The 22,789-nt window shown below is 69.2% G+C and carries 22 protein-coding genes and 1 pseudogene; 11 read left to right on the top strand and 12 right to left on the bottom strand.

Annotated features, from left to right (window positions below):
- The first annotated feature begins 496 nt into the window (after positions 1-496).
- Positions 497-892 carry a MerR family transcriptional regulator gene (locus ACQEV8_RS04255; RefSeq protein WP_432957437.1) on the top strand — a complete coding sequence of 132 codons (396 nt, stop codon included), beginning with the start codon at positions 497-499 and terminating at the stop codon, positions 890-892.
- A gap of 137 nt (positions 893-1,029) precedes the next feature.
- Here the strand turns inward: ACQEV8_RS04255 and ACQEV8_RS04250 are convergent, their stop codons facing one another.
- Both ACQEV8_RS04250 and ACQEV8_RS04245 read right to left on the bottom strand, forming a co-directional pair.
- A complete protein-coding gene (locus ACQEV8_RS04250) occupies positions 1,030-1,965 on the bottom strand; it encodes an NADP-dependent oxidoreductase (protein WP_432957435.1) in 936 nt (311 codons plus the stop codon).
- Positions 1,884-2,552 carry a transposase gene (locus ACQEV8_RS04245; protein WP_432972431.1) on the bottom strand — a complete coding sequence of 223 codons (669 nt, stop codon included), beginning with the start codon at positions 2,550-2,552 and terminating at the stop codon, positions 1,884-1,886. The genes ACQEV8_RS04250 and ACQEV8_RS04245 overlap by 82 nt, the downstream gene beginning before the upstream one ends.
- Positions 2,553-2,704: 152 nt before the next feature.
- Between ACQEV8_RS04245 and ACQEV8_RS04240 the strand changes: the two genes are divergently transcribed.
- The gene (locus tag ACQEV8_RS04240; protein WP_432957434.1) at positions 2,705-3,202 is read left to right on the top strand and encodes an aldehyde dehydrogenase family protein; all 498 of its coding nucleotides are present in this window, start codon (positions 2,705-2,707) and stop codon (positions 3,200-3,202) included.
- A gap of 199 nt (positions 3,203-3,401) precedes the next feature.
- On the opposite strand, the gene ACQEV8_RS04235 is transcribed toward ACQEV8_RS04240, so the two are convergent.
- Positions 3,402-4,028, bottom strand: a complete 627-nt coding sequence (locus ACQEV8_RS04235; protein WP_432957433.1) for a TetR/AcrR family transcriptional regulator — start codon at positions 4,026-4,028, stop codon at positions 3,402-3,404.
- Positions 4,029-4,126: 98 nt separating this feature from the next.
- On the opposite strand from ACQEV8_RS04235, the gene ACQEV8_RS04230 reads away from it, so the two are divergent.
- From ACQEV8_RS04230 to ACQEV8_RS04205, 6 genes and pseudogenes are all read left to right on the top strand, one after another.
- On the top strand, positions 4,127-4,321 hold the full coding sequence (locus ACQEV8_RS04230) for a ferredoxin (RefSeq protein WP_432957432.1): 195 nt from the start codon (positions 4,127-4,129) through the stop codon (positions 4,319-4,321).
- A 21-nt stretch (positions 4,322-4,342) separates the two neighbouring features.
- Positions 4,343-4,738 (top strand): annotated as a pseudogene (locus ACQEV8_RS04225) (FAD-dependent oxidoreductase); the annotation flags it as partial.
- Positions 4,739-4,799: 61 nt separating this feature from the next.
- A complete protein-coding gene (locus ACQEV8_RS04220; protein ID WP_432957430.1) occupies positions 4,800-6,026 on the top strand; it encodes a cytochrome P450 in 1,227 nt (408 codons plus the stop codon).
- A 149-nt stretch (positions 6,027-6,175) separates the two neighbouring features.
- Positions 6,176-7,219 (top strand): zinc-dependent alcohol dehydrogenase, encoded by a 1,044-nt coding sequence (locus ACQEV8_RS04215; RefSeq protein WP_432957429.1) that lies wholly within the window; start codon positions 6,176-6,178, stop codon positions 7,217-7,219.
- A 131-nt stretch (positions 7,220-7,350) separates the two neighbouring features.
- Positions 7,351-8,124: an SDR family NAD(P)-dependent oxidoreductase gene (locus ACQEV8_RS04210; RefSeq protein WP_432957427.1), complete on the top strand. Its 774-nt coding sequence runs from the start codon at positions 7,351-7,353 to the stop codon at positions 8,122-8,124.
- Positions 8,125-8,757: 633 nt separating this feature from the next.
- On the top strand, positions 8,758-9,765 hold the full coding sequence (locus ACQEV8_RS04205; RefSeq protein ID WP_432957426.1) for a DJ-1/PfpI family protein: 1,008 nt from the start codon (positions 8,758-8,760) through the stop codon (positions 9,763-9,765).
- 154 nt (positions 9,766-9,919) lie between these two features.
- On the opposite strand, the gene ACQEV8_RS04200 is transcribed toward ACQEV8_RS04205, so the two are convergent.
- The 9 genes from ACQEV8_RS04200 to ACQEV8_RS04160 form a co-directional block, all read right to left on the bottom strand.
- Positions 9,920-10,411, bottom strand: coding sequence for a zinc-binding dehydrogenase (locus ACQEV8_RS04200; RefSeq protein WP_432957424.1), 492 nt, complete (start codon positions 10,409-10,411; stop codon positions 9,920-9,922).
- A gap of 47 nt (positions 10,412-10,458) precedes the next feature.
- A complete protein-coding gene (locus ACQEV8_RS04195; protein ID WP_432957422.1) occupies positions 10,459-10,851 on the bottom strand; it encodes an alcohol dehydrogenase catalytic domain-containing protein in 393 nt (130 codons plus the stop codon).
- Between the two features lie 449 nt (positions 10,852-11,300).
- Positions 11,301-11,459, bottom strand: coding sequence for a hypothetical protein (locus ACQEV8_RS04190; RefSeq protein WP_432957421.1), 159 nt, complete (start codon positions 11,457-11,459; stop codon positions 11,301-11,303).
- A 170-nt stretch (positions 11,460-11,629) separates the two neighbouring features.
- Complete coding sequence (locus ACQEV8_RS04185; protein ID WP_432957419.1) at positions 11,630-14,863, bottom strand: S8 family serine peptidase; 3,234 nt, start codon at positions 14,861-14,863, stop codon at positions 11,630-11,632.
- Between the two features lie 599 nt (positions 14,864-15,462).
- Complete coding sequence (locus ACQEV8_RS04180) at positions 15,463-15,927, bottom strand: VOC family protein (protein ID WP_432957417.1); 465 nt, start codon at positions 15,925-15,927, stop codon at positions 15,463-15,465.
- Positions 15,928-16,371: 444 nt separating this feature from the next.
- On the bottom strand, positions 16,372-16,536 hold the full coding sequence (locus ACQEV8_RS04175; protein WP_432957415.1) for a hypothetical protein: 165 nt from the start codon (positions 16,534-16,536) through the stop codon (positions 16,372-16,374).
- 147 nt (positions 16,537-16,683) lie between these two features.
- Entirely contained in the window at positions 16,684-17,679 is a 996-nt protein-coding gene (locus ACQEV8_RS04170; RefSeq protein ID WP_432957414.1) for an aldo/keto reductase, read from the bottom strand.
- Between the two features lie 147 nt (positions 17,680-17,826).
- Positions 17,827-18,543 carry an SDR family NAD(P)-dependent oxidoreductase gene (locus tag ACQEV8_RS04165; RefSeq protein WP_432957413.1) on the bottom strand — a complete coding sequence of 239 codons (717 nt, stop codon included), beginning with the start codon at positions 18,541-18,543 and terminating at the stop codon, positions 17,827-17,829.
- A gap of 231 nt (positions 18,544-18,774) precedes the next feature.
- Positions 18,775-19,671, bottom strand: coding sequence for a helix-turn-helix transcriptional regulator (locus tag ACQEV8_RS04160; protein ID WP_432957411.1), 897 nt, complete (start codon positions 19,669-19,671; stop codon positions 18,775-18,777).
- Between the two features lie 164 nt (positions 19,672-19,835).
- Between ACQEV8_RS04160 and ACQEV8_RS04155 the strand changes: the two genes are divergently transcribed.
- The 3 genes from ACQEV8_RS04155 (at position 19,836) to ACQEV8_RS04145 (ending at position 22,785) form a co-directional block, all read left to right on the top strand.
- A complete protein-coding gene (locus ACQEV8_RS04155; RefSeq protein ID WP_432957409.1) occupies positions 19,836-20,858 on the top strand; it encodes a zinc-dependent alcohol dehydrogenase family protein in 1,023 nt (340 codons plus the stop codon).
- A 151-nt stretch (positions 20,859-21,009) separates the two neighbouring features.
- The gene (locus tag ACQEV8_RS04150) at positions 21,010-21,879 is read left to right on the top strand and encodes an aldo/keto reductase (protein WP_432957407.1); all 870 of its coding nucleotides are present in this window, start codon (positions 21,010-21,012) and stop codon (positions 21,877-21,879) included.
- A gap of 258 nt (positions 21,880-22,137) precedes the next feature.
- Positions 22,138-22,785, top strand: coding sequence for a (2Fe-2S)-binding protein (locus ACQEV8_RS04145; protein ID WP_432957406.1), 648 nt, complete (start codon positions 22,138-22,140; stop codon positions 22,783-22,785).
- Positions 22,786-22,789 lie beyond the last annotated feature (4 nt).

Genomic DNA, 22,789 nt, shown 5'->3' with positions numbered 1-22,789 from the left:
GGTGCTGTCTGGGCCGCCTGCCCGTCTCCGAGACGCTGCCTCACGTTGACAAGGAAGCCGTGGTGCTGCGTGACGACCTGATCAAATCTATGCAGGCCCTGCCGGCGCACACCTACCCGTCTGCCGGGCATGTGCACAAACATTGCGGCCCCGGGACGTCTTCCACCTGGGCGCGTTCGACTTCGTGCACATGCCCGGCGGCCACGCTCCCGGGCAAGAAGGTACGCAGGGGCCCTCATCGGCGAAGCCCTCAGGGACGCCGGCTACGAAATGCAGACAACCATCAGCCCGACTGCCATCAAGGTCATCCGGGAGGAAGACGTCCGACTGCTCACCAGTAGCGGCCTCCATGCCACCGACGAGCACACCGCACACCCTCCTGCCGCGTCGCTGACAACCCTCTCCCAGTTCAGGGACATCGACACCAGCTACGCTAAGACCTCACGCTAACGTCAGATATAACTCTGGTATGACGCGCAACAAGCAAGGAGCAGTCATGCGGATCGGAGAGGTCGCCGAACAGGCGGGGGTAAGCGTTCGGGCGCTGCGCTACTACGAAGAGCAGGGGCTGCTCGCCTCCGAGCGCACCAGCGGCAGGCAGCGGCAGTACCCGGAGGGCGCGGTCGAGCGGGTCAGAATGATCCAGAAGCTGTACGCCTCCGGCCTGACGAGCAGGCTCGTGCGCGAGGTCCTGCCCCGGTGTATGAACGAGGGCCCCGTGACCTACGACTTCGTCGAGAACATCATCACCGAACGGGCCCGCATCGACCGCCAGATCAGCGACCTGACGCAAGTGCGCGCCCGCCTTGACGAGATCATCACCGCGGCGACCGACCCCGACCACCCCGACCACTGCCACCCGGTACGCTCCGATGTCTCCAGTACCGCCTGAGGCCGACCGCCTCGGTGACCGGGCTCGCCGCGATCAGGGTCGTACGCGCCAGCCCCTCGTTCGCTAGCTGCACGGTCCTGCCACGGACCGTGCAACCAGCCTCCGCCCGGGTCAGCCCTGTCGCAGCAGTACCGGGCTCACTCCATGGTGAGGACGATGCGCCCCTGCAGCCCACCCTTGGCCATACGCGCGTAAGCCTCCGAGGCGTCCTGCAGCGGGTAGGTCTCGGCCACGCGCAACGTCAGGTCTCCCGACGCGGCCAGATCGGACAGCGTCGAAAGCCTCGATCCGTCCGGGCCGACCTGCGTCAGCAGGACCCGGATGCCCCGCTCGGCCTGCGGCAGAGCGTCGAGCCGTGTGGTCACGAACCTGCCGCCGTCCGCCACCGCCCCGATGAGGGCCTGCCCCAGCACGGCCGTGTCCAGAACGGCGTCGACCCCTTCGGGGCGCACCTTGCGGACGGCGTCGGACGGCGCCTGCGACGCCGGCACGTACATGTCGGCCCCCGCCACCTTGGTCGCGAACTCGCCGTCGGGCGACAGGTCACTCGCGATGACCACCGCGCCCCGGCGCTTCGCCAGCTGCACTGCATAGCCACCGACCGCCCCCTCCGCCCCGGTGATGAGTACGGTCTGGCCCGCTTGGATGCCGAGCAGTTCGACGGACTGGGCCGCGGTTAGGCCGTTGAGGGGGATGGTGGCGGCGTGGACCGGGTCGACACCCGCGGGCGCCGCGGCGATCGAATGGGTAGGCACCACGACGTACTCCGCTTGCCCCCGGTTCAGCCCCAGGGGCACGCCGTAGCTCAACGCGATGACAGGCTGTCCGGGCGTCCAGTGGGTGCCCGGGCCGACGGCGTCGACAACACCGGCGATGTCCCAGCCGAGGCCGTAGGCGCTCCCCTCCGGCGGAGCCGGGAAGAAGCCCGAGCTCCAGGCCATCAGATCGGTAGGGTTGAGCGCGGACGCCTGAACCTTGATGCGAATCTCGCTCAGGCCCGGAACCGGCTTGTCGACCTCGGCGACCTCGACAACTTCCGGCCCTCCGAGCGAACGGTAAACGGCTGCGCGCATGAGTCTTCCTCCGGTAAGTCGCACCTGCTCGCAGCAGGCGCGGAAGATCTTTGATCTAGGGAAACGATGTCCGCGGTGGGCTGCGGAGCACGATCGGCCACCACGGTAAAACCTGACGCCAACGTCAGGTGCAAGTCGGGCGGGTCTGCCGTCCCGATCCCCAGGTGCGGAAGCTGATCGGAAAATCTGGGTGTGGGAGGGCAGGCGGCAGCATCCGGGCCGCGTGCGGACCGGATGACGATGAATCGGCCGTGCGACGGTGACCAGGGCCTGGCGTGGCCGCGGCGTTGGCGGTCTCGGCAAGGGTTCCCCTGAGCCAGAGGTTTCCCTGTCCGGCCGGGCCTGCGCTGTGCTTCGCCCCCGGATCGGATCGTGTGGGGACGCAACTTGGCACAGGACACCAGGTGTTCAGGGGTGGGGAACCGGCTCATGTCCGCGCCGATCCCGGCGAGGATGATTTGCGCGGTGCCTGGCCCGATGCCGGGTGAGAGCGTCCGCTGAAAATGAGAGTGGCGCTGACCTGCGCTTATCGAGGCGCAGCAGTGATCTTGGCGTGGGGCCTCTGGTCGGCGCCCCGTCGGGCACATAGCTACTCGCGTCTCTCGCTGCATGTGGCGATCACGTGGTTGTGATCATCGCCTCTCGACATGGCCCCGCCGGGCCTCCTCGCGGAATCCGAAGGACGGTCCGGCTCGCCAGGCTCGTGACTGCCGTCCAGACCGCAGCGAGCCCACAAGTCATGTGCGCAGCCCGAATCGAAGTCGTTCAGGAACTTCTCCGTGACCTCCTGCCCGGCATGGTCCAGCGGGCCGTCGAGGCAGGGGCGACGTTCGTGAGGGGTGGCCGGCGCATCGACTCCGGGTTCGTCTACGAGCCGACCATCCTTACAAGCGTCGATCCGGGCACTGAGATCGCCCAGGAGGAGGTCTTCGGCCCGGTCCTCGCGGTGATCCCCTTCGACGACGAGGGCGATGCCGTTCGCATCGCCAACAACTCCAGGTACGGCCTGTCCGGGTCCGTGCACACCGCCGACGAGGAGCCGGCCCTGCGCGTCGCCCGCCGGATCCGCACCGGCACCTTCTTGGTCAACGGCGGCAGCTACTACACGCCCGATGGGCCTTTCGGCGGCTACAAGCAGTCCGGTGTCGACTGGGAGAGCGGCCGGGCGGGCTTAGGGGAGTTCCTGGAGGGGAAGTCCCTGGCTCAGGTCGTGGTCTCGCCGGACGGGCAGCTGTGAGGTCGCTGGAGAGTACGCACCTGGTGGGCGTCGCGAGGTCTCGCCCCGGTCCGCGGGGCCTGTGCCCGCGGACCGGGGTGCGGACATCGCCAAGGTGAGCACCCCGGCACCGGCGGGCATTTGGCCGCGCTGTCCGTCAGGGCCCCGTTCGTCGGGTGCGGACAATTGTCCCGAGGGTGCGATGAGCCGGAGGAGCACCTCATGTTCTGGTGTCCTGGGCGGCGGTGTGGCCCGCGACGAGGAGTGGCCAGGTGAGTTCGGCCATCTCGGTCGGTGCGCGGGGGCTGTCGCGCTGGAGCCAGTCGGTGGCCACGCCGAGGAGTGCGCCGGCGGTGAAGGCGGCGGGTACGTCGTGGGGGGTGTCGGTCGTCGTAACGCTTTCCGGCGGTGCGCCGGCGTTCAGGCGCAGGGTCACGTGAACGCTGGCGGAGATGCGGCCGCGGATGTGGTCGATGACGCGGGCACTGCCCTGGGGCCCCAAGAGGCTGCGATAAAGGCCGGCGTGCTCGGCGAGGTTCTCGAAGAACGCGACGAGTGACCGGGCGGGTTCCGCGTCCGGGTCCGCTGGTGCGGGGTCGAGGGCGGGGAGGGACTCGACGAGGGTGTCGATCGTCGAGGTGCAGGCGGCCTCGGCCAGTTCGTGCACGTCCCGGTAGTGGTCGTAGAAGGTCGTACGGTTCACGCCGGCCTGTTCGGCGACGTCCGCGACGCTGATCTGCCCCAGGTCCTGTTCCTCGACGAGCTTGATCAGCGCGCCCTGCAGGGCCGCGTGAGTGCGCCGTACGCGCCGGTCGCCTGCTGGCGGGTTCTGTGGAGTCCTGGGCATGGCTGACACTCTATCCAGCCGACACCTGTTGGTTTACCGACGCCTGTCGGCTAATGTGCTCGTAGAAGTGGTCCTATCCGGCTGAGAGAGGGATCCTCATGAAGCTCACCGTGGACGAACCCAAGTGCGTGGCCTCCGGGCAGTGCGTCCTGATCGCGCCCGACGTCTTCGACCAGCGGGAGGAGGACGGCATGGTCGTGTTACTGAGCGAGGCTCCCGGGGCGGACCAGTACCAGTCGGTGCGCGAGTCGGCCCTGGCCTGTCCCGCCGCCGCGATCCACGTGGCGGAGTAGTGAACGCAATAACGCTGCTAGGGGGCATCGGCGGGCGGACTGGCCACTGCGGAGGCGCTGCGCCGGGCGGGACACCGGGGCGGGATCACGCTCGTCGGTGATGAGCTGTACCTGCCGTACGACCGGCCGCCGCTGTCCAAGCAGGTCCTGAAGGGGGAGTGGGAGCGGGACCGGCTTGTCCTGCGCGCGCGGGCGGACATCGACGCGCTGGATCTGGACCTGCGGTTGGGGGTGAGGGCGACTCGGCTGGATGTGGCCGCGCGGACGGTATCGCTGTCGGACGGCACCCGACTGTCGTACACGGCACTGGTCGTGGCGACCGGAGTGCGCGCCCGCCCCTTGCCCGGCACAGAGGGCGTGGCCGGGGTGCACACGCTGCGCACCCTGGCCGACGCGGTGGCGTTGAAGGCCGCCGTCACGTGTGGCGATGACACCTCCCCTTTCCTTTTTCCTTTTCAGGCCTTCCGAGGAGCAATCCATGAGTACGACGACCAATATGACCGACCCGGTCGACCACGCCGAGCTGCCTCCTTTCCCCGGCGTGCGGTCCGCGCGGTGCCCGTTCGATCCGCCGGCCGACTACGCGGACTGGCGTGAGGGCAAGGGTCTGCGCCGGGCGCTGTGGCGTGGCGAACCGATGTGGGTGGTGAGCCGGTTCGCCGACATCCGGGAGGCCCTCGGTGATCCCCGGCTCAGCGCGGACGACCGTACGCCCGGCTTTCCGGTCCCGGCCGCTGCCGGGTCCGAGGTGGCCCAGTCCTTCGTACGGATGGACGACCCGGAGCACATCCGGTTACGTCGGATGCTCACCGGAGAGTTCATGGTCAAGCGGATGGAGCGGCTGCGCCCGTTGATCCAGGAGCAGGTCGATCACTTCCTGGAGCAGATGATCAGCCAGGGGGCGCCGGCGGATCTGGTGAGCGCCTACGCCTTCCCGATCCCGTCCATGGTCATCTCCCTGATGCTCGGGGTGCCCTACGAGGACCACGCGCACTTCCAGGAGCACAGCGCCACCATCGTCAGGTCCGACGTGACCGAAGAGGAGAAGCAGGCTGCCACCATGGCGCTGGCCGGCTACATGTACGAGCTGGCGGCCCGCAAGGAGCGCGAGCCGGCGGACGACCTGATCAGCCGACAGCTCCAGCGGGTCGCCGCCGGGGAGATCAGCCGCGACACCGTGGTCGTCAACGGTATGGCGCTGCTGGTGGCCGGGCATGAGACGACGGCCAACATGATCGCCCTGAGCGCCCTGGCCCTGCTGGAGCAGCCCGACCAGCTCGCCCGGATCCGCGACACCGACGATCCCGCCGTCGTGGCGAACGCGGTCGAGGAACTGCTGCGGTACCTGACCATCGTCCAGGACGGGATCTTCCGCGTCGCCACCGCGGACGTCACCATCGGCGGCCGGCTCGTCCGGGCCGGCGAGGCCCTGCTCATGAATCTGCCCTCCGGCAACCGCGACACGTCCTTCTTCGCCGCCCCCGACACCTTCGACCCGGACCGCAACACCCGCGGCCACCTCGCCTTCGGCTACGGCACCCACCAGTGCCTCGGCCAGCCCCTGGCCCGGGTGGAACTGCAGATCGCGCTGCCCGCACTGCTGCGCAGGCTGCCCGGCCTCCGGCTGGCGGTACCCCTGGACCAGGTCGCCTTCCGGAACAACACCATCACCTACGGCCCCCACGTGCTGCCGGTCGCCTGGTGACCACCACGGCAGCCGGCGGGCCGGCGGCCTGAGCGGCGAGGACGGGTACGCCCGCGCGAGTCATGGCGACCAACTGCCGACGGCGTGCCCGCCCCGCCGCACCACAGCGCCACGGACAGGAAACACGTCACAAGGAAGAGAGGCTTCCCATGGCCACGATGAAGTCCGTCCGGACCGGCGAGCAGAACAAGATCGAGGTGGTGGATGTCGGGCGTCCCGTGCCCGGTCCCACAGATGTCCTGCTGCGGATCCGCGCCTGCGGCATCTGCGGTACAGACGCCACGTTCGTCCGTGAGGGCGGTGTCCGCCTGGGCCCCGGCGGGTCGGTCGTCCCACTGGTGCTCGGCCACGAGCCCGCCGGTGAAGTGGTCGAGGTGGGCGCTGAGGTCCAGGCTCTCAAGGCCGGTGACCGGGTGGTCGTCAACCCGCAGGGCGCCACCTCCGACATCGCGAACATCATCGGCTGCGGTGGGCCGCACGGCGGCATGAGTGAGTACCTGCTCGTCGAGGACGCCGTCCTGGGCAGGAGCGTCGCCGTCTTCCCCGACAGCGTCCCGTTCGACGTGGCCGCGCTGAACGAGCCCATGGCTGTGGCCCGCCACTGCGTCAACAAGTCCGAGGCCAAGCCCACCGACAAGGTCGTCGTGTTCGGCGCCGGCCCCATCGGCCTGGGCGTCACGATCTGGCTGAAGCTGCGCGGCGTCGAGCATGTGGTCGTCGCGGACGTCATACCCGGGCGCCTCAAGACGGCGCTGGCCGTCGGCGCCGACGCGGTCATCGACTCCGCGACCGAGGACGTCACCGCCCGGCTGACCGAACTGCACGGCCAGGGGGCCGACGGCCTCGGCCGGCCCCGTCCGGACACCGACCTGTACATCGACGCCGCCGGCGCGCCCGCCGTCTTCCGGACCACCGTCGACTCCGCCAAGCAGGGCGCGAGGCTGACCATGGTCGCTGTGCAAAAGAAGGCCCAGATCGACCTCAGTCTCATGCTCCCCAGTGAGCTGACCCTCATCTCCTCCCAGGGATACCCCACGGAGATCTTCGAGGTCACTCCCGAACTCGCCGAGCACCAGGAGCGGTTCGCCAAGCTCATCAGCCACCGCGTTCCCTTCGCCGAGGTCGAGAAGGCGTTCGACCTCGCCCTCACCCCTGGAGCGGCGGAGAAGATCGTCGTCACCTTCGACGAGTAAGAGCCGTTCGGCATGCGCCGGACAGACCGGCCGACCGCGAACCCCGCGAGCAGACATCGGTCGAGCGTGCCATCACGCCCCACCACCCAAAAACCAGTCATTCCACACCAGCGAGGAACAGGAGCCATGCCATGAGGGGACTCACCGGACAGCGCATCGTCATCGCCGGAGGCGCCGGCGGGATCGGCGCAGCCACCGCCGAGCGCCTTGCCGCCGAGGGCGTCACGGTCGTGATCGGCGACATCAACGTGGACGCGGCGCAGGCCACCGCCAAGCGGATCACCGCCGACGGCGGAACCGCCCTCGCAGTCGAGTTCGATCTCGCCGACGAGCGGTCGGTACGCGCCCTGTTCGACACCGCCGTCGACCAGCTCGGCGGAGTCGACGGGCTTTACAACGTCGCCGCTGACGCCTCGGAGGACGTGCTGGGCCGTGACCGCGACCTGCTGGACATGGATCCGGCCGTATGGCGGCGCACCCTCGAGGTGAACCTGATCGGCTTCGCGCTCACCTGCCGTGCGGCCCTGCCCCTGCTGCTCGGACAGGGCGGCGGTGCGATCGTCAACACCTCTTCCCTCTCCGCGCACGTGGGCGACCACCAGCGCGCGGCGTACCAGATCAGCAAGGCCGGGATCAACGCGCTCACCCGCCACGTCGCCCACCGCTGGGGCAAGCAGACCATCCGCTGCAACTGCGTGTCGCCCGGGGTGGTGATGACCGAGTCCGCGGAGAAGATGGCCCTGACCCCGGAGGCGCTGGAGTTCGCGCGGATGACCATCCCCAGCCCCCGGTTCGGCCAGCCCGGCGACGTGGCCGGAGTGGTGGCGTTCCTGCTCTCCGACGACGCGGAGTGGATCAACGGCCAGGTCTGGTCGATCAATGGCGGTGCGCTCCTGCGCGAATGACGACCTGCCACGCACGACTACCTCCCTGGCCCGCGCAAACTCCACATCGAGGACTCAGCGGGCTCTTGATGTAGTCGAATTCTGATGGAGTTCGTCCCGGAGGAGCCGGTCGTCCTGCTCCCGGCAGGCCACCCCTTGGCCGAACACCCGTTCCTGGCCCTCGCCGAGGTGGAGGCGCTGCCGGGGTGCGAGTCGAACTTGCCCAACGAGGCGCTGGACGCGATGGTCGACCGCGTCGCGCTCGGCCGACTCGTAGCCGGCGTGGGGGCAGCGTCAGCGACCGCCTCGATGGAACCGTACGGGCCGTGCTCGTCTACGGGTACCGCGCACCCGGCTGGTGTTGGCCTGGCCCCTCCAAGCGCGCCCGGTCGCGTTCCACCTCGCCGGGACCGTCCACGCCGTGATGGAGCGGCGCACGCCGTGAGTGGTCGAGTCGGCCGGAGGCAGGCCCAGCCACTCGCACCCTGCTTGCACTCGGTGGTTGCCAGCCACTCGATCTCACACGCACAAGTACTTGCATCTGACGTTAGCGTGATGTTTTAGCGTAGCCGCTGTCGGGCGCCGCCGACGAGCTGTGCCGGGGGACGCCCTTCTTTCATTCCGCCTTACCTGTAGAGCGAGAGAATACTTGCCATGGACACGCCCACCCCCTCGTTCAAGCCCAAGGCACTGATCGTCATCCCGTCGGCCACTGTCCTGCCGCTCACCGAACCGGCAGGCCACCCCGGCGTCTCCACCGGGTTCTACCTGGTCGAGATGGCGCAGATCCTCAAAGAACTGGGCGACGAGTACGACTTCACCTTCGCCACCCCCGGCGGACGAGTCCCGCAGCTCGAGATCAACGGTTTGGGTCTGTCGATGCACGCCGCGGGCAAGTTCAGCTCCGCAACGGTCTCGGCCACCGCGGCCCAGGCCCTCCGTTTCGATGTCGACTCCTTCCGCGCCAAGCGGCCGGAACTCGTCGCCCGCCGGGACAGTGAACTCGCCCTCGCCCGCCGCTATCTGGGCCGTCTGCCCGTCTCCGAGTCGCTGCCCAACAGTGACAAGGAGGTCGTGGTACTGCGTGACGACCTGATCAAGTCGATGCAGGACCTGCCTGAGCACACCTTCCCGTCCGTCGAGCAGCTCGTGCGCAGGCACCGTGACCCCGAGGACTCCTTCGACCTGGGCGCGTTCGATTTCGTGCACATGCCCGGCGGCCATGCCCCGATGGTCGACTTCGTCGACAACCCCTGGATCGGTGAACTGCTGCACACCCTGCGGGAGAACCAGGTGCTGATCTCGCTGATCTGTCACGCCCCCGTCGCCATGGCCTCGGCCAAGTACCGGGTAGGCCCCGACGGCACCGTCGTCACCGACGCCCAGCACGCTTTCAGGGGCGTGCGGGTGACCACGGTTGCCAAATCCGCCGAGCTCTTCGTCCTCGGCAACGGCTACCTCAAGATCCCCGGCAAGAAGGTGCGGATGGGCTACTTCATCGACGAAGTCCTCAGGGACGCCGGCTACCAGGTACGGACGACCACCAACCCGACCGCCATCAAGGTCATCTGGGAGGAGGACGTTCGCCTGCTCACCAGCAACGGCCCTCAGGCCATCGACGAGCACTCCGCACGCCTGCGCACCCTGCTGCCTCGCCGCTGACGCTTCCTGTCCCGGCTCGGGGCGCCGATACCAACTGCACAAGCGCCGGTGTCTTGTCCACCACCTGCACGGTTCCTCCGTGGAGGATGTGACCGGCCGGGGACGGTCTCCGCCCCGGCCGGCCGTGTCCCAGCCTTGTCAAAGGCTGTCGTCCTCACTCCATAGTGAGGACGACACGTCCCTGGAACCCGCCGCCGGTCATGTGCGCGTAGGCCTTTGAGGCCTCCTGCAGCGGGTAGGTCTTGGCCACGCGCAACGCCAGGTCTCCCGCCGCGGCCAGATCGGACAGTGTCGAAAGCATCGCTCCGTCCGGGCCGACCTGCGTCAGCAGTACCCGGATGCCCCGCTCGGTCTGAGGCCGGGCGTCGATCCGTGTGGTCACGAACCTGCCGCCGTCCGCCACCGCCCCGATGACGGCCTGCCCCAGCATGGCCGTGTCCAGAACGGCGGCGACCCCTTCGGGACGCACCTTGCGGACGGCCTCGACCAGCGGCTGCGACGCCGGCACGTACACGTCGGCCCCCGCCACCTTGGTCGCGAACTCACCGTCGGACGAGAGGTCACTCGCGATGACCACCGCGCCCCGGCGCTTGGCCAGCTGCACCGCGTAACCGCCGACCGCCCCCTCCGCCCCGGTGATGAGCACGGTCTGGCCCGCCTGGATGCCGAGCAGCTCGACGGACTGGGCGGCGGTCAGACCGTTGAGAGGGATGGTGGCGGCGTGGACGGGTTCGACACCCGCAGGTGCCTCGGCGAGCGCCTGGGAAGGAACAACGATGTACTCGGCCTGCCCCGGTTCAGCCCCAGGGGCACGCCGTGACTGAACGCGATGACGGGCTGTCCGGGCGTCCAGTGGCTACCCGGGCCGACGGCGTCGACAACACCGGCGACATCCCAGCCGAGACCATAGGCCGTCCCCTCCGGCGGAGCCGGGAAGGATCCGCTCCAGGCCGCCGCATCGGCCGGGTTGAGTGCGGCCGCCTGAACCTTGATGCGAGTCTCGGCCAAGCCCGGAACCGGCTTGTCGACCTCGGCTACCTCGACAACGTCCGGGCCGCCGAGCGAACGGTAGACGGCTGCGCGCATGGGTTTTCCTCCTGTAGCTCGCGCCTGGTCACAGCGGACGCGAAAAAATCATTGATGGCAGGGAAGCGATGTCCACGGTGAACTGCGGAGCACCAACAGCCATCACGCTAAAACCTGACGCTAACGTCAGGTGCAAGTCGGGTGGCCTTGCCGTCCCGATCTTTCGGTCTCGGTCAGTGGGATCGCGCCATGGCGTGCGGCCGATCGTCCGGGTCGAGCCCGGACGCGTGCCGACGCACGGTCTGGCGGAGCCGGACCTGCCGCGAAGTCTCCTCTTCCTCTTCACACGTGCCACAGGCGGGCAGCGGTCGACGGCCGGATGGATGGCAGGAACACGGCCGGCGGCACCTGAGCCGTCCGCGCCGACCCGAAGGTGGTCAAGGCGGGGAGCCGGGGCAGGGCTTCGGGACAGCAGGAAGGACAGTCGCCGGGACGGCGGTCGTTCCTGCTCACTCCTGGCCGACGAGGCCGGTGTCTCGGGCCCAAGCGGCGATCTCCGCGTTGGTACATCCCCGGGCCACCAGGCGTACGAGGTTCAGCTCGCGTGCCGACAGTGGGCTCGGCGCCGCCTGACGGCCGGGCACCCGGGCGGCCTCTTCCTGCTGCAACGTCCTTACTGGCGATGTCACTTGCAGGGAGGTGGCCGGCCGGGGTGACGGGATCACCTGCAACCCCATGGGGGAGTCGGAGCGGGTCAGGGTTTCGGGCCGACGCGATCCGGCCGCGCACTCGGGAGAGTGCGCGGGCGGATCTCTCACTGACGGCTACCGGGTCGTGGCTACGGCGTGACGGTCAACACCGTGCGTCCGAGGGTGGTGGAGCCGTCGCCGTACTCGACGGCGCCGACGTACCGCCGGCCGCGTGTCGCGTCCGGCCATGACACCGTGATCTCAGGGCGGTCGCCCGCCGAGACGTTGTGTTCGGCCGGGGTGACGGTGGGTGTCACGGCCGGGGTTCCCTGGCCGACCTTCCAGCTCCACAGGGTGTACTGCTGGCTGGTGGTGCCGGCCGGGAGTATGTACTGGAGGACGTAGACGTCGTAGTCGCCGGGCGGCAGGTCGACGTGCTCGTCGGAGCCGGCGCCGGCCCAGTCGCCGACGTGGTTGCCGTCGGTGTCGAAGGCGTAGAGGTCGAGGTCGCTGCCGGGGACGTGGTCCGCGGAGGTGATGGCGAACCGGGTGAAGGGGGCGCCCGCGGGGACGTGGACGCGGTGTTTCACGACGGCGTCGTTGGTGCGCTGGCTCATGGTGAAGTCGGCCTGGTCGGTACCGGTGAGGGTGCCGGTGGTCTTCTCACCGGTGTACAGGGACGCCTTCGCGGTCAGTTCGCCGTTCCAGCTGACCCGGGTCCTCAGTGTCGCGGAGTCGCCTCCGGTGACCGTGACCTCGTCCGGGGCGGAAAACGGTACGGAGCGCAGGGCGATCGGGCTGGTGACCTCGTGGTGGCTGTGCGCGTCGCTCAGCGTCAGGGAGCCGAAGGACCAGGTGCCGTGGGTCGCGCTCGTACGCTCGAACGTCACCTTGTACGACGCGGACTCTCCCGGTGCGAGCGTCAGCCGCTTCGGGGTGACCTCGGCGCGGAAGCCCGGCGGGGTCTGCAGCGTCGCCTTGTACGTGGCGGTGTGTGCCGAGACGTTGGTGACCGTGCGCGTCACCGTCTGCTCGGCCAGCAGGTCACCGACCGCGATCGAGGGGTAGTTGAGGTCGCTGGGGTCGGTCTTGGTGGCCGTTGCGCAGGCGTCGGTGCCGTCCTCGGTGGTCGGCTTCTGGCCGATCGCGCAGAGGTAGGCGGTCCAGTCGGCGGAGGTGGAGTCGTAGACCAGGCCGGGATCGGTGGCACGGGTGACCCGGGGCAGGCCCGCGCCGTAGTCGAGGGGTGAGGCGGAGTCGGCCAGGTTGCGGCCGATGGGGTCGCCGTTCTCGTCGGTGGTCGTGGCCGTCGTCATCAGCGCCGACTTGATCTCCATCGGCGACCAGTCGGGGTGCAGCTGCCGCAGCAGTGCGGCGAGTCCGGCGATGTGCGGGGACGACATCGAGGTGCCGTTGGCGAAGCTGAACTGGCCGGTGTTGTAGCTGGAGCTGCCGGGCACCACGCCCGCCGCGATGGTCTCGCCGAAGGAGGCGACGTCGGGCTTGAGCAGGTCGCCGTCGCTGAAGTGGTCCGGGCCGCTGGAGGAGAATTCGGTGATCTCCCGGGTGGCCACATGGCTGCTCTGCGAGGGCGTGAACCGGGCGGTCGCTCCGGCCTGGGAGGCGTACGCGTGGACCGCCTTCGCGTCTTCGGCGCCGACGTGGATAAGGGGCACAGAGAAGACGTACGGGGGCAGGAACTCTTCGTAGGTTGGGGTGTCGGTGAGCACGAGCCCCTTACCGCCGACCGCCAGGACCTCGTCCGACTTGGGGTCCTCCCAGAGGCCGTCACCGCCTCGATCACAGACGATGATCTTGCCCTTCGCCTGTGCCGGATCGAGCGTGCCCGGCGCGCACAGCGCGGCCCTGTCGGCGTCCGAGCCGGTCTTCGCCACGGCGGCTGCTTCGACCAGTGGGGCAGAGGCGACACCCGGGTTGAGGCCGACGCGGGTGTAGCGGCGGCCGTCGCCGAGGACCAGGGAGGTGGTGTACTGGGTGTCGTGCGTCGCCGCGGCGACCGTCGTGACCCACGGGCCGGTGTGGTGCACCGAGTCCGGGCCGCCGTTGTTGGCGGACGCGGCGATGAACACGCCCGCCTTGGCCGCGTTGAACATGGCCTCCATGTCGGGCTGCTCGGTGAGGGTGCCGGTGAGGGAGAAGTTGATGACGTCGACACCGTCCGCCACGGCCCTGTCGATCGCGGCGGTGAGGTCCGCGGTCGGACAGCCGAAGCCCGGCCAGCACGCCTTGTAGAAGGCGAGGCGTGCAGCCGGGGCGACACCGCTGAGCCGGCCCTCGGCATTGCTGCCTGGCACCGACGCGGCGACGCCGTAGTTCCCGGCGGCCGTGCTGCCGGTGTGTGTGCCGTGGCTGCTGGTGTCCAACGGCGAGGGGGTGTCTTCACTGTCCGCGGGGACGCCCGCCCCGAACCACTGCGCGCCGATCACCTTGTTGTTGCAGGTCACCTTGCGTGCGGGGTCCTTGCCCGGGTCGCAGTCGCCGTGCCACTTCTTGGCGATGGCCGCGGCGTCGGGGCGCGGCTCCGGCAACGCGGCGAACATCGGGTTCGAGGGGTCGAAGCCGGTGTCCACGACTCCGACGATCACGCCTTCTCCGGCGTGCTCGGGGCCGCCCGCCCTCGCCCACAGACCCTTGTCGCCGGAGAGGCCGAGGAGACGCGGGATGTCGGGAAACTGGGCGGGGTGGGCTGTACGGGACGCTTTGGAGCCCGGGGAGTGCGATTCCCCTGAAGGACCTCGGCCCTGCGGGCCGCTCACCCCGTCGGGAGAGGGCGGCTGCTGGGCTGCAGGAGTCGGGACCTTGGGCTTGGTCCTGTCTTGTCCGTCCTGGCCGTCATCCACGGTCCGTATGCGGGTCCCTGCCCGGCTGCCCGCTCCCGTCCCCGGCCCGTGGTCCGAACCTGTCGACGTCAGCTGCGCGACCGTGTTACGGGTCACCGAGACGACCCCGGGTGTCGAGGCCAGCTTCGCGGCCTGCCGGCCGGTCAGTTCGGCGGCGAACCCGCTGAACGTGTAGGAGTAGTCGTACAACGTCTCGACGCCGGGCACGGCGTCGAGGACCCGCTCCCGGCGGTCGTCCAGGTGGGCCACGTACTTCTCGACCGTGGCGGAGCCGGCGTCGAGGCGCTCGCCCGCCGCGGGTTCCGTCCGCTTCAGCCGGGGCAGCCCGCCCTCGTACGCGGCAACGGGCGGGTCGGTGAGCTTCACGATGTAGGTGCCGTTGCCGTAACTGCCGTGGATCCGAGCGGAGTTGGGGTCCGCAGCGGAGGTGGGAGCGATGGCCGCCACGACGGCCAGGGCTCCGGCGAGGAGGGGTGCGAGAGTGGTGACGGCCGCTCTCGGGCGTATGTGTGTGCGTGTCACTGGGGATCCATATCGATCGGGTGCCGCGGAGGCATCGGGCGCCAGGTGTCCGGGCGCCGTCCGCCTCCGTGGCTGTGTGTGGGGGGTGTGCTGGGCGGCTACGGCGTGACTGTCGAAACCGTGCGCCCGAGGGTGCTCGAACCGTCGCCGCACTCGACGAGGCAGAGGTACGGCGTGGCCTGCAAAGCGGGCCAGGTCGTCCTGTGTTCAGGTTGGTCGCCCGCGGCCACCGACTGGGGTGGCGGCGGTTGCGGTGGCCCGGCGAGTCGGGTTCGCCCTGGCCGACAATCCGGTTCCAGAGTGTGTACCGCTTGCCGGTGGTACCGGCTGGCACGGCACGCGCGGTGAGTGCGAGCACCACGGTCGGGCGGTGGCACACCTCTGTTTGGATCCCGCGGGTCCGGCGCCTCGGCTGGGCAGCGTCGGCAAGGCCGGGGCCTCCTCGCGAACGACGTCGGATTGCTCGCGGAGCTGGTCAAGGGGAGCCGGGAGCGGTGTGACGCGTCGGCAGGCACGGTCTTCCACTCGGATCACGAGGGGGGAGAACGCCGTGATCGTGGAAGCCGTGCCTGCCGCACTTCGGGGCCCCGGCTGAGCACTTACATGAATGCGCCGCTCTCGACCTCCACGGGCTGGATGAGTGTGCCGTCGGGGTCGTAGAACAGGAACGAACGGGTTCCGGCCCATGGGGACCAGATGTAGTCGGTCTGAGTCTCGTAACCAGCGGCCTTGACGCGCTGGAAGAGGTCATCGATGTCGGTCACCTGGATCGCCAGCTCCGTGATGCCGGTCGCACCGTAGCGCAGGTACTTGTCCGGAGTCTTGGTACTGAGCGGATTTGCCGCCTGCTGCAGTTCCAACGCCGCGCCGGAGTCGTCGGCGACGACCACGATCCGGGTCGCCGCGTTCTTCACGCCAAGAATGTCGTCGAGCAGCGAGCCCTCGAACCACTTTCCGGGCTCGTTGGTCTCCGCGACCACGTTCTTGAATCCCAGGAGGTCCTGGTAGAAGGGCAACGATCGGTCCAGATCGCTCACGATGATGCAGATGTGATGGAAAGGCACGATTCTCCTCTGTGGGGGTGAAGGAGCGGTCACCGCAGACACCGGTCCAGCGGGTACTGGTCCAGACCGGCCAGCGGACAACTCCCCGCACTGGCCTGCAACTTCAGTCACCACGGTAGAACCTGACGCTAGTGGCAGGTGCAAGTCTTTCCGGGTGAGGGAGCCCCGCGAGACGGCGGGGTGAGGCGGCGGGCAGGGTGAGTGACCGTCCACCACTCGACCCCTGGCGGCCCGCTCTCCTCCTGATTCGCCGGCAACCGCCAAGTACGGTTGGTGACAAAGAGATTCGCGAGCGCGGGTGAAGCGGCGGCCGACCGAACCGTCCTGACGGAAAGACAGTTCCGGTCCGTCCCCGGTCAGTTGGGCCGTTCACACGGCCGGACGCCCATAGGGCTCGCCGCGTCGCCAAACGGCGCTGCCGCCCGCTGTGCGTCCTGCTGACCCCTATCCGCTGTCCGCCTGCATGCGCCCCTGCTCGACCTGGGTGTGGTGCTCGGTGCTGGTGGAAGCCGACCGCGCGATCTCCTCGCACCGCAGCCAAGGCAGCCGGACAGGGCCGCTGATCGGCGGTCCGACCTGCTCCAGGGTGAGCCTGGTGCGGCGGCCCACGGGGAAGCCCTGGATGCCGACGCGGTTGGCGGCATGGTGATCGGGCTGAGGTCTCCGCGATCTACGCTGTGGGCGCAGTGTAGCCCGGAAGAGCTCGGCGACGTGACACCTGGGCGACCTGGGATGTTGGTCGGCCCGGGGACGGATTTACCAGGCGTACACCTGCGGAGCTTCGCCCGGCCCCGGCCAGATGCGGTCGAGACGTTCCATGACCTCGTCGTCGAGTTGCACGGACAGCGCGCCGAGGTTGGAAAGCAGTTGCTCGCTGGTCGTTGCTCCGGTGACGGTGGTGGAGACGGCAGGGTTGCGCAACACCCAGGCCAACGCCACGTGTTCTGGCTTGGCACCCAGCTCGCGGCACAGTTCTTCATACGCTTCGAGCTGGTCGCGGTGCGCTTCGATGCGCACCAGCATCGACTCGTCCTGGATTTGTCCCTTGGCGGCGGACGCGAGTGCACCGGTGAGCAGGCCGGCGTGCAGCGGGCTGTAGGGGATCAGGCCGATGCCAAGGTGGCGCAGCGCGGGGGCGAGCTCCATTTCCACAGCTCGTACGGCGAGGTTGTACAGGCTCTGTTCGGAGGTCAGGCCCAGGAAGTGCCGTGCGGTGGCGGCTGACTGGGCGAGCGCCACGTCCCAGCCGGCGAAGTTGCTGCTGCCGATATAGCTGATCTTGCCCTCACGTACAAGCTGTTCCATCGCCTGCCAGATTTCCTCCCATGGCGTGGCCCGGTCGATGTGGTGCATCTGGTAGAGGTCGATGTGGTCCGTCTGCAGTCGCCGCAGGCTCGCCTCGCAGGCGCGCCGGATGTGGTATGCGGACAGTCGGCGGTCGTTGGGGCCCAGTCCCATCGGCTGGTACACCTTCGTGGCCAGGACGATGTCGTCGCGGCGCCCGCTGCGTTTGAGCCACCGGCCGATGGTCTCCTCGGACACGCCGTATCCCTTGGCCATGTCCGCTGTTTGCGGGCCGCCGTAGACGTCGGCGGTGTCGAAGAGGTTGATGCCCGCCTCGATAGCGGTGTCCATGATCATGAAACTGGTCGATTCGGTCACGGTGTAACCGAAGTCCATCGTCCCGAGGCCGATTTGGCTGACCAGCAGACCGGAGCGGCCCAGGTGGCCGTATCTCATCTCGTCACTCATCTGCTTGCTGTCCTTTCGTACGTGGCGCCCTGATGGGGCTTCAGATGGGGACCGGCGCGGTGACGAGGTCAGAGTCTTCCCTGGTCTGCGGTGTGCGCGTCGAGGTCCGGTACGACGCGCCCTGATCCGTCCGCGGCGGGGTTGCGGTCAGGCCAGCGGGACGCCTGTGTGGTTCTCGAGAGTCCGGATGAGGCGGGCCTGGAACTCTTCGTCCCGGCAGGCGGGGTGCGGAGGCTGCGTCTGCCGGTGGTACCAGTAGCCGCCGGTGGACGGGGTCACATCGTGGTGGGCGGCGAGCCACGCCTGTGTTTCATGCCCGGCGGTCAGGTTGTCCGAAGCGCCGGGGCCGCCCATACGGGTCGGCACCCAGCCGGGGTCGACCGCATGGCTGGAGGTTCCCTCCCACCGGGACGCGAAGGCGAGCGCGAGGGTGGTGACCCACAGTTTGCTGTCGTCGTCGTAGGTAGCCGTGCCGGCGGCCAGCCGTCGCAGGTCGGTGGAGCCGGTCCGGTGCATGGAGCTGCTGAGATAGACGAGCCTGGCCGGTTTGTCCAGCAGTGCCGTCAGCAGGTAGGGCGCGACGGTGTTGACAGTCCCCGCTTCGGGGGTACGCATCGTGCCGGCGTTGTGGATGACCGCGTCGAAGTGGCCGAACCCGCCGGCCTGCCGGGCGACCTCGCGGACCTGGTCCAGGTCGGCGAGGTCCCCGGTGAGTACACCCTTCCACCGGGCGGTGTCCTCCGCACCGGTGAGGCGAGCCCGGTTGCGGACGTGCGCGACCACGTCGTGCCCGTCGTCGGCCAGTGCCTTCGCCGTGTTGTATCCGAGCCCGCTGGATGCCCCGGTCACCAGGATCAGTGCCATGTCCGTCGTCCTTCGTCGGTTGCGGTGGTGGGTGCGGCGAACCGGTTGGGACGTCTGCCGCGTGTCGAGGTCGTGCGGAAAGGGCCTGCGGGCCATGCCTTGCCGTCGCCGGATCTGCCGGTCCGGCGACGGCGCAGACGGTGAAAGCCCAGTCTTCGGTCGCATCTGATCCGGCGTTCCGGCCTCGGGACGCCCGCCGCACCGCGGCGCCCCGTCCTGACGGCAGCCGTGCTACCGGCCCGCGTCCTCGGAGGCGTTGGAAGGGCGGACGCTGTCCTGGGAGGCCGTCCACGAGGCCAGCAGGCGCAGGGCTTCTTCGGAGGGGGTGCCGGGTTCGGCGGTGTAGATGAGGAGGGTGAGGCCGGGTTCGTCGTCCACGCCGGAGCCGTGCCAGGCCAGGGTGAGGTCACCGACGAGCGGGTGGTTGAAGCGTTTGGTGCCACTGCCGTGGCGGCGCACGTTGTGGGAGCCCCAGCGGGTGCGGAAGGCGTCGCAACGGGTGGAGAGCTCGCCCACCAGGTCGTGGAGGTCCTTGTCGTGCGGGTTGCGGCCCGCCTCAGTGCGCAGGACGTCCACGGTCATGTCGGCTATGAGGTCCCAGTCCGGGTAGAAGCGTCGGGCGGCGGGGTCCAGGAACTGGAAACGGGCCATGTTCGGCGGCTGCGTGCCGCCGTCGTAGATATCGCTGAAGAAGACGCGGGCGAGCTGGTTGGTGGCGAGCAGGTCCAGGCGGCCGTTCGTCACGAATGCGGGCCCGGCGGTGACAGCATTCAGGGCCCACTGCAGGGTCTTGGGCGGCACCCACTGTTTGCTGGCGCGTGGCCTTGGCCGGGCGAGCCGGTCGGAGCCTTCTTGTGCCTGGGCGAGATGGAGCAGGTGGGTCCGTTCGACTTCGTCGAGCTGGAGCGCACGGGCGACCGCTTCGAGCACGGCGGGTGAGACGCCTGTGAGGTTGCCGCGCTCCAGCTTGCCGTAGTAGTCGACGCTGACGTCGGCCAGCGCCGCGACCTCGCTGCGGCGCAGCCCGGGCACACGGCGCCGGGAGCCGGCTGACAGCCCTACCTGCTCCGGGGTGATCTTGGCTCGCCGCGAGGTCAGGAACTCGCGGACTTCGTCACGGTTGTCCACACCCCGACCGTACGGCGTCTGCAAGGCCATAGCGATGTACTGCCAGTACATGCTTCATCAGTCACTGGCTACCCGCGCAGAACGTAGGTTTCCTGGGTGACGTGGCACCCAGCCCACCCGGCTGTCCACCGCGGCCGGGCCTTCGTATGCAAGGAGCAACCGCCATGCGCGGTGTCGTGATGCACGCCCCCGGTGACTTCCGGGTGGAGGAGCGCGAAGACCCGAAGATCCTGCAGCCCACGGACGCGGTCATCCGAGTGGTGGCAGCCTGTGTCTGCGGCTCCGACCTGTGGCCCTACCGCGGCGCCGAGCCCTTCGAGGCACGCTCCCCGATCGGCCACGAGTACGTGGGCGTGGTGGAGGAGGTCGGCAGCGCCGTCACCAGCGTCAGGCCCGGCCAGTTCGTGGTCGGCGGCTTCTCCACCTCGGACAACACGTGCGAGAACTGTCGCGCCGGCTACCAGACCTCGTGTGTCCAGCGCGAGTGGATGAACGAGATGGGCGCGCAGGCGGAGCGGCTGCGGGTCCCGCTCGCCGACGGCACCCTCGTCGCGACCCCGGGCACCCCGGACGAGGACCTGATCCCGAGCCTGCTGACTGCCTCCGACGTTCTCGGCACCGGCTGGTTCGCCGCCGTGGCCGCCCAGGCCGGACCCGGCAAGACGGTCGCCGTGGTCGGTGACGGCGCGGTCGGCCTGCTCGGTGTGCTGGCCGCCAGGCAGCTCGGCGCGGAGCGGGTCATCGCCATGAGCCGCCACGAGTCGAGGCAGAAGCTCGCCCTGGACTTCGGCGCCACCGACATCGTCACCGAGCGCGGTGACGCGGGCGTCGAGAAGATCAAGGAGCTGACCGGCGGCTTCGGCGCGCACTCGGTGATCGAGGCGGTAGGCACCCAGGAGTCCATGCTCCAGGCGATCCGCTCCACCCGCCCCGGCGGCCACGTCGGCTACGTCGGCGTGGCCCACGACGTGACGCTGGACGGCCAGGAACTGTTCTTCTCCCACGCCCACCTGCACGGCGGCCCGGCCCCGGTCCGCCAGTACCTGCCGCAGCTGATCGACCTGATCTGGACCCGGCAGATCGACCCGGGCAAGGTCTTCGACCTCGCCCTCCCTCTCGACCAGGCCGCCGACGCCTACCGGGCGATGGACGAACGCCGCGCCGTCAAGGTCCTGCTGAAGCCCTGACCTGATCCGAACACAGTGGCCGCCCGGCTGGGAGCCGCTCCTGCGCCGGGGCAGGTGGCCACCGCCTGCCCCGGCGGGCACTGATGCGCACGCAAGGGATCCGCATCAGAGATCCGGACATCTTTCGACCTGAACAATGAATGAGGACAACATGAGCAGTCCGTCCGACCGTCCGGCCGTGGCGAGCGGCATCTTCACCATCGGTGGCGACCTGCCGGTGCACAGGCTCGGCTACGGGTCCATGCAGCTCACCGGCCCAGGCGTGTGGGGTGAGCCCGCCGACCGCGACGAGGCGATCCGGGTGCTGCGCCGGGCCGTCGAACTGGGCGTCACTCTCGTCGACACCGCCGACGCGTACGGGCCGTACACCAACGAGAAGCTGATCGCCGAGGCGCTCCACCCGTACGCCGACGACGTGGTGATCGCGACGAAGGGCGCGAACACCCGGCCGTCACCGGGGGAGTGGATCCCGAACGGCCGCCCGGAGTACCTGCGCCAGTGCGTGGAAGGGAGCCTGCAGCGTCTGAACCTGGACCGGATCGACCTCTACCAGTTGCACCGGGTCGACCCGACCGTGCCGTTTGCCGAGCAGGTCGGCGCGCTCGCGCAGTTGCGGGAGGAGGGCAAGATCCGGCATGTGGGCCTGTCGGAGGTGACGGTCGATGAGCTGGTGGAGGCGCAGCAGTACGTCCCGGTCGTGTCGGTGCAGAACCACTACAACCTCGCCGAGCGCAAGTACGAGGACGTGCTCGAACACTGCGAGCGGGAGGGCATCGCGTTCATCCCGTGGTTCCCGCTGGCGACCGGCCGGCTGGCGCAGCCCGGGAGCATCCTCGCGGAGGCCGCCGACCGCCACGCGGCCACCCCGGCTCAGCTGGCGCTCGCCTGGCTCCTGCACCGCTCTCCGGTGATCCTGCCGATCCCCGGCACATCCAAGGTCGCCCACCTGGAGGACAACGTCGCCGCGGCGGCCATCTCGCTGACCGACGACGAGGTGGCACAGCTGAGCGCCCTCAGCTGACCTGTGAACGGGGTGTTCCACCTGCGCCGAAGGAAGGCGAGGGCCCAGAACCAGAGGGCGGAGGGGCCGCCTCGTCCAAGGCGCTCCGGCGAACCCACGTCCTGTCACATCACACCGACGGCACGCAACGGCCGGTCTCCCCCCCACGACCTGCCGCCGCATGACGCCATACAGGCGTCAAGGTCCTCCAGCGATGACACCCCGTGCTGTGCTGCGGCGCACGGCCGGCCCGTCCCTCTCAGAAGCGAAGGCGGATGTATGTCTGTCGAACTCCCTGGACCTGTCCCACCCCCCACCGGATCCGGCGAGTCCTCCTCGGCACCCAGTCGGCGTACCTTCATCGCCACCAGTACCGCGGTCGGTGGCGCCGCCGTCGCGGGCGGCGTGATCGGCGGGACACTCTTGACCGCCCCGGAGGAAGCCACCGCCGCGGAAGCCCTACCCTCCAGCCGCGTCTCCCTGACGGTCAACGGGACCCGCAGGACCGTGACGGTGGACAACCGCACGTCGCTGCTGGACCTGCTACGTGAGCACTTCGAGCTGACAGGCTCCAAGAAGGGTTGCAACGCCGGGGCCTGTGGCGCGTGCACGGTGCTGGTCGACGGCCGGCGGGTCAACTCCTGTCTGACGCTGGCCGTCCGCCTGGAGGACGCCGAGGTCACCACCATCGAAGGCCTGGCCGACGGCGACGAACTCCACCCGCTCCAGCAGGCGTTCATAGACGAGGACGCCTTCCAGTGCGGCTACTGCACCCCGGGTCAGATCCTCTCCGGAGTCGGCTGCATCCAGGAGGGCCACACCGACTCTCCGGAGGAGATCCGGGAGTGGATGAGCGGCAACGTCTGCCGCTGCGGCTGCTACGTCAAGATCGTGCGCGCGGTCGAGCAGACCGCCGCCCGGAAGTAAGGAG

The organism is Streptomyces sp. CA-179760 (assembly GCF_050937045.1).
Lineage (GTDB): Bacteria > Actinomycetota > Actinomycetes > Streptomycetales > Streptomycetaceae > Streptomyces.
The sequence above is the reverse complement of the archived record's forward strand: the minus strand, read 5'-3'. Positions and strand labels throughout refer to the sequence as shown.

What these genes read in the sequence shown, in the direction of transcription:
- ACQEV8_RS04255 (WP_432957437.1), top strand. Translation starts at nt 497, where the DNA reads ATGCGGATCGGAGAGGTCGCCGAACAGGCGGGGGTAAGCGTTCGGGCG.
- ACQEV8_RS04240 (WP_432957434.1), top strand. Translation starts at nt 2,705, where the DNA reads ATGTGCGCAGCCCGAATCGAAGTCGTTCAGGAACTTCTCCGTGACCTC.
- ACQEV8_RS04195 (WP_432957422.1), bottom strand. Translation starts at nt 10,851, where the DNA reads ATGCGCGCAGCCGTCTACCGTTCGCTCGGCGGCCCGGACGTTGTCGAG.
- ACQEV8_RS04230 (WP_432957432.1), top strand. Translation starts at nt 4,127, where the DNA reads ATGAAGCTCACCGTGGACGAACCCAAGTGCGTGGCCTCCGGGCAGTGC.
- ACQEV8_RS04210 (WP_432957427.1), top strand. Translation starts at nt 7,351, where the DNA reads ATGAGGGGACTCACCGGACAGCGCATCGTCATCGCCGGAGGCGCCGGC.
- ACQEV8_RS04235 (WP_432957433.1), bottom strand. Translation starts at nt 4,028, where the DNA reads ATGCCCAGGACTCCACAGAACCCGCCAGCAGGCGACCGGCGCGTACGG.
- ACQEV8_RS04205 (WP_432957426.1), top strand. Translation starts at nt 8,758, where the DNA reads ATGGACACGCCCACCCCCTCGTTCAAGCCCAAGGCACTGATCGTCATC.
- ACQEV8_RS04170 (WP_432957414.1), bottom strand. Translation starts at nt 17,679, where the DNA reads ATGAGTGACGAGATGAGATACGGCCACCTGGGCCGCTCCGGTCTGCTG.
- ACQEV8_RS04245 (WP_432972431.1), bottom strand. Translation starts at nt 2,552, where the DNA reads ATGTGCCCGACGGGGCGCCGACCAGAGGCCCCACGCCAAGATCACTGC.
- ACQEV8_RS04155 (WP_432957409.1), top strand. Translation starts at nt 19,836, where the DNA reads ATGCGCGGTGTCGTGATGCACGCCCCCGGTGACTTCCGGGTGGAGGAG.
- ACQEV8_RS04250 (WP_432957435.1), bottom strand. Translation starts at nt 1,965, where the DNA reads ATGCGCGCAGCCGTTTACCGTTCGCTCGGAGGGCCGGAAGTTGTCGAG.
- ACQEV8_RS04215 (WP_432957429.1), top strand. Translation starts at nt 6,176, where the DNA reads ATGGCCACGATGAAGTCCGTCCGGACCGGCGAGCAGAACAAGATCGAG.
- ACQEV8_RS04150 (WP_432957407.1), top strand. Translation starts at nt 21,010, where the DNA reads ATGAGCAGTCCGTCCGACCGTCCGGCCGTGGCGAGCGGCATCTTCACC.
- ACQEV8_RS04165 (WP_432957413.1), bottom strand. Translation starts at nt 18,543, where the DNA reads ATGGCACTGATCCTGGTGACCGGGGCATCCAGCGGGCTCGGATACAAC.
- ACQEV8_RS04220 (WP_432957430.1), top strand. Translation starts at nt 4,800, where the DNA reads ATGAGTACGACGACCAATATGACCGACCCGGTCGACCACGCCGAGCTG.
- ACQEV8_RS04145 (WP_432957406.1), top strand. Translation starts at nt 22,138, where the DNA reads ATGTCTGTCGAACTCCCTGGACCTGTCCCACCCCCCACCGGATCCGGC.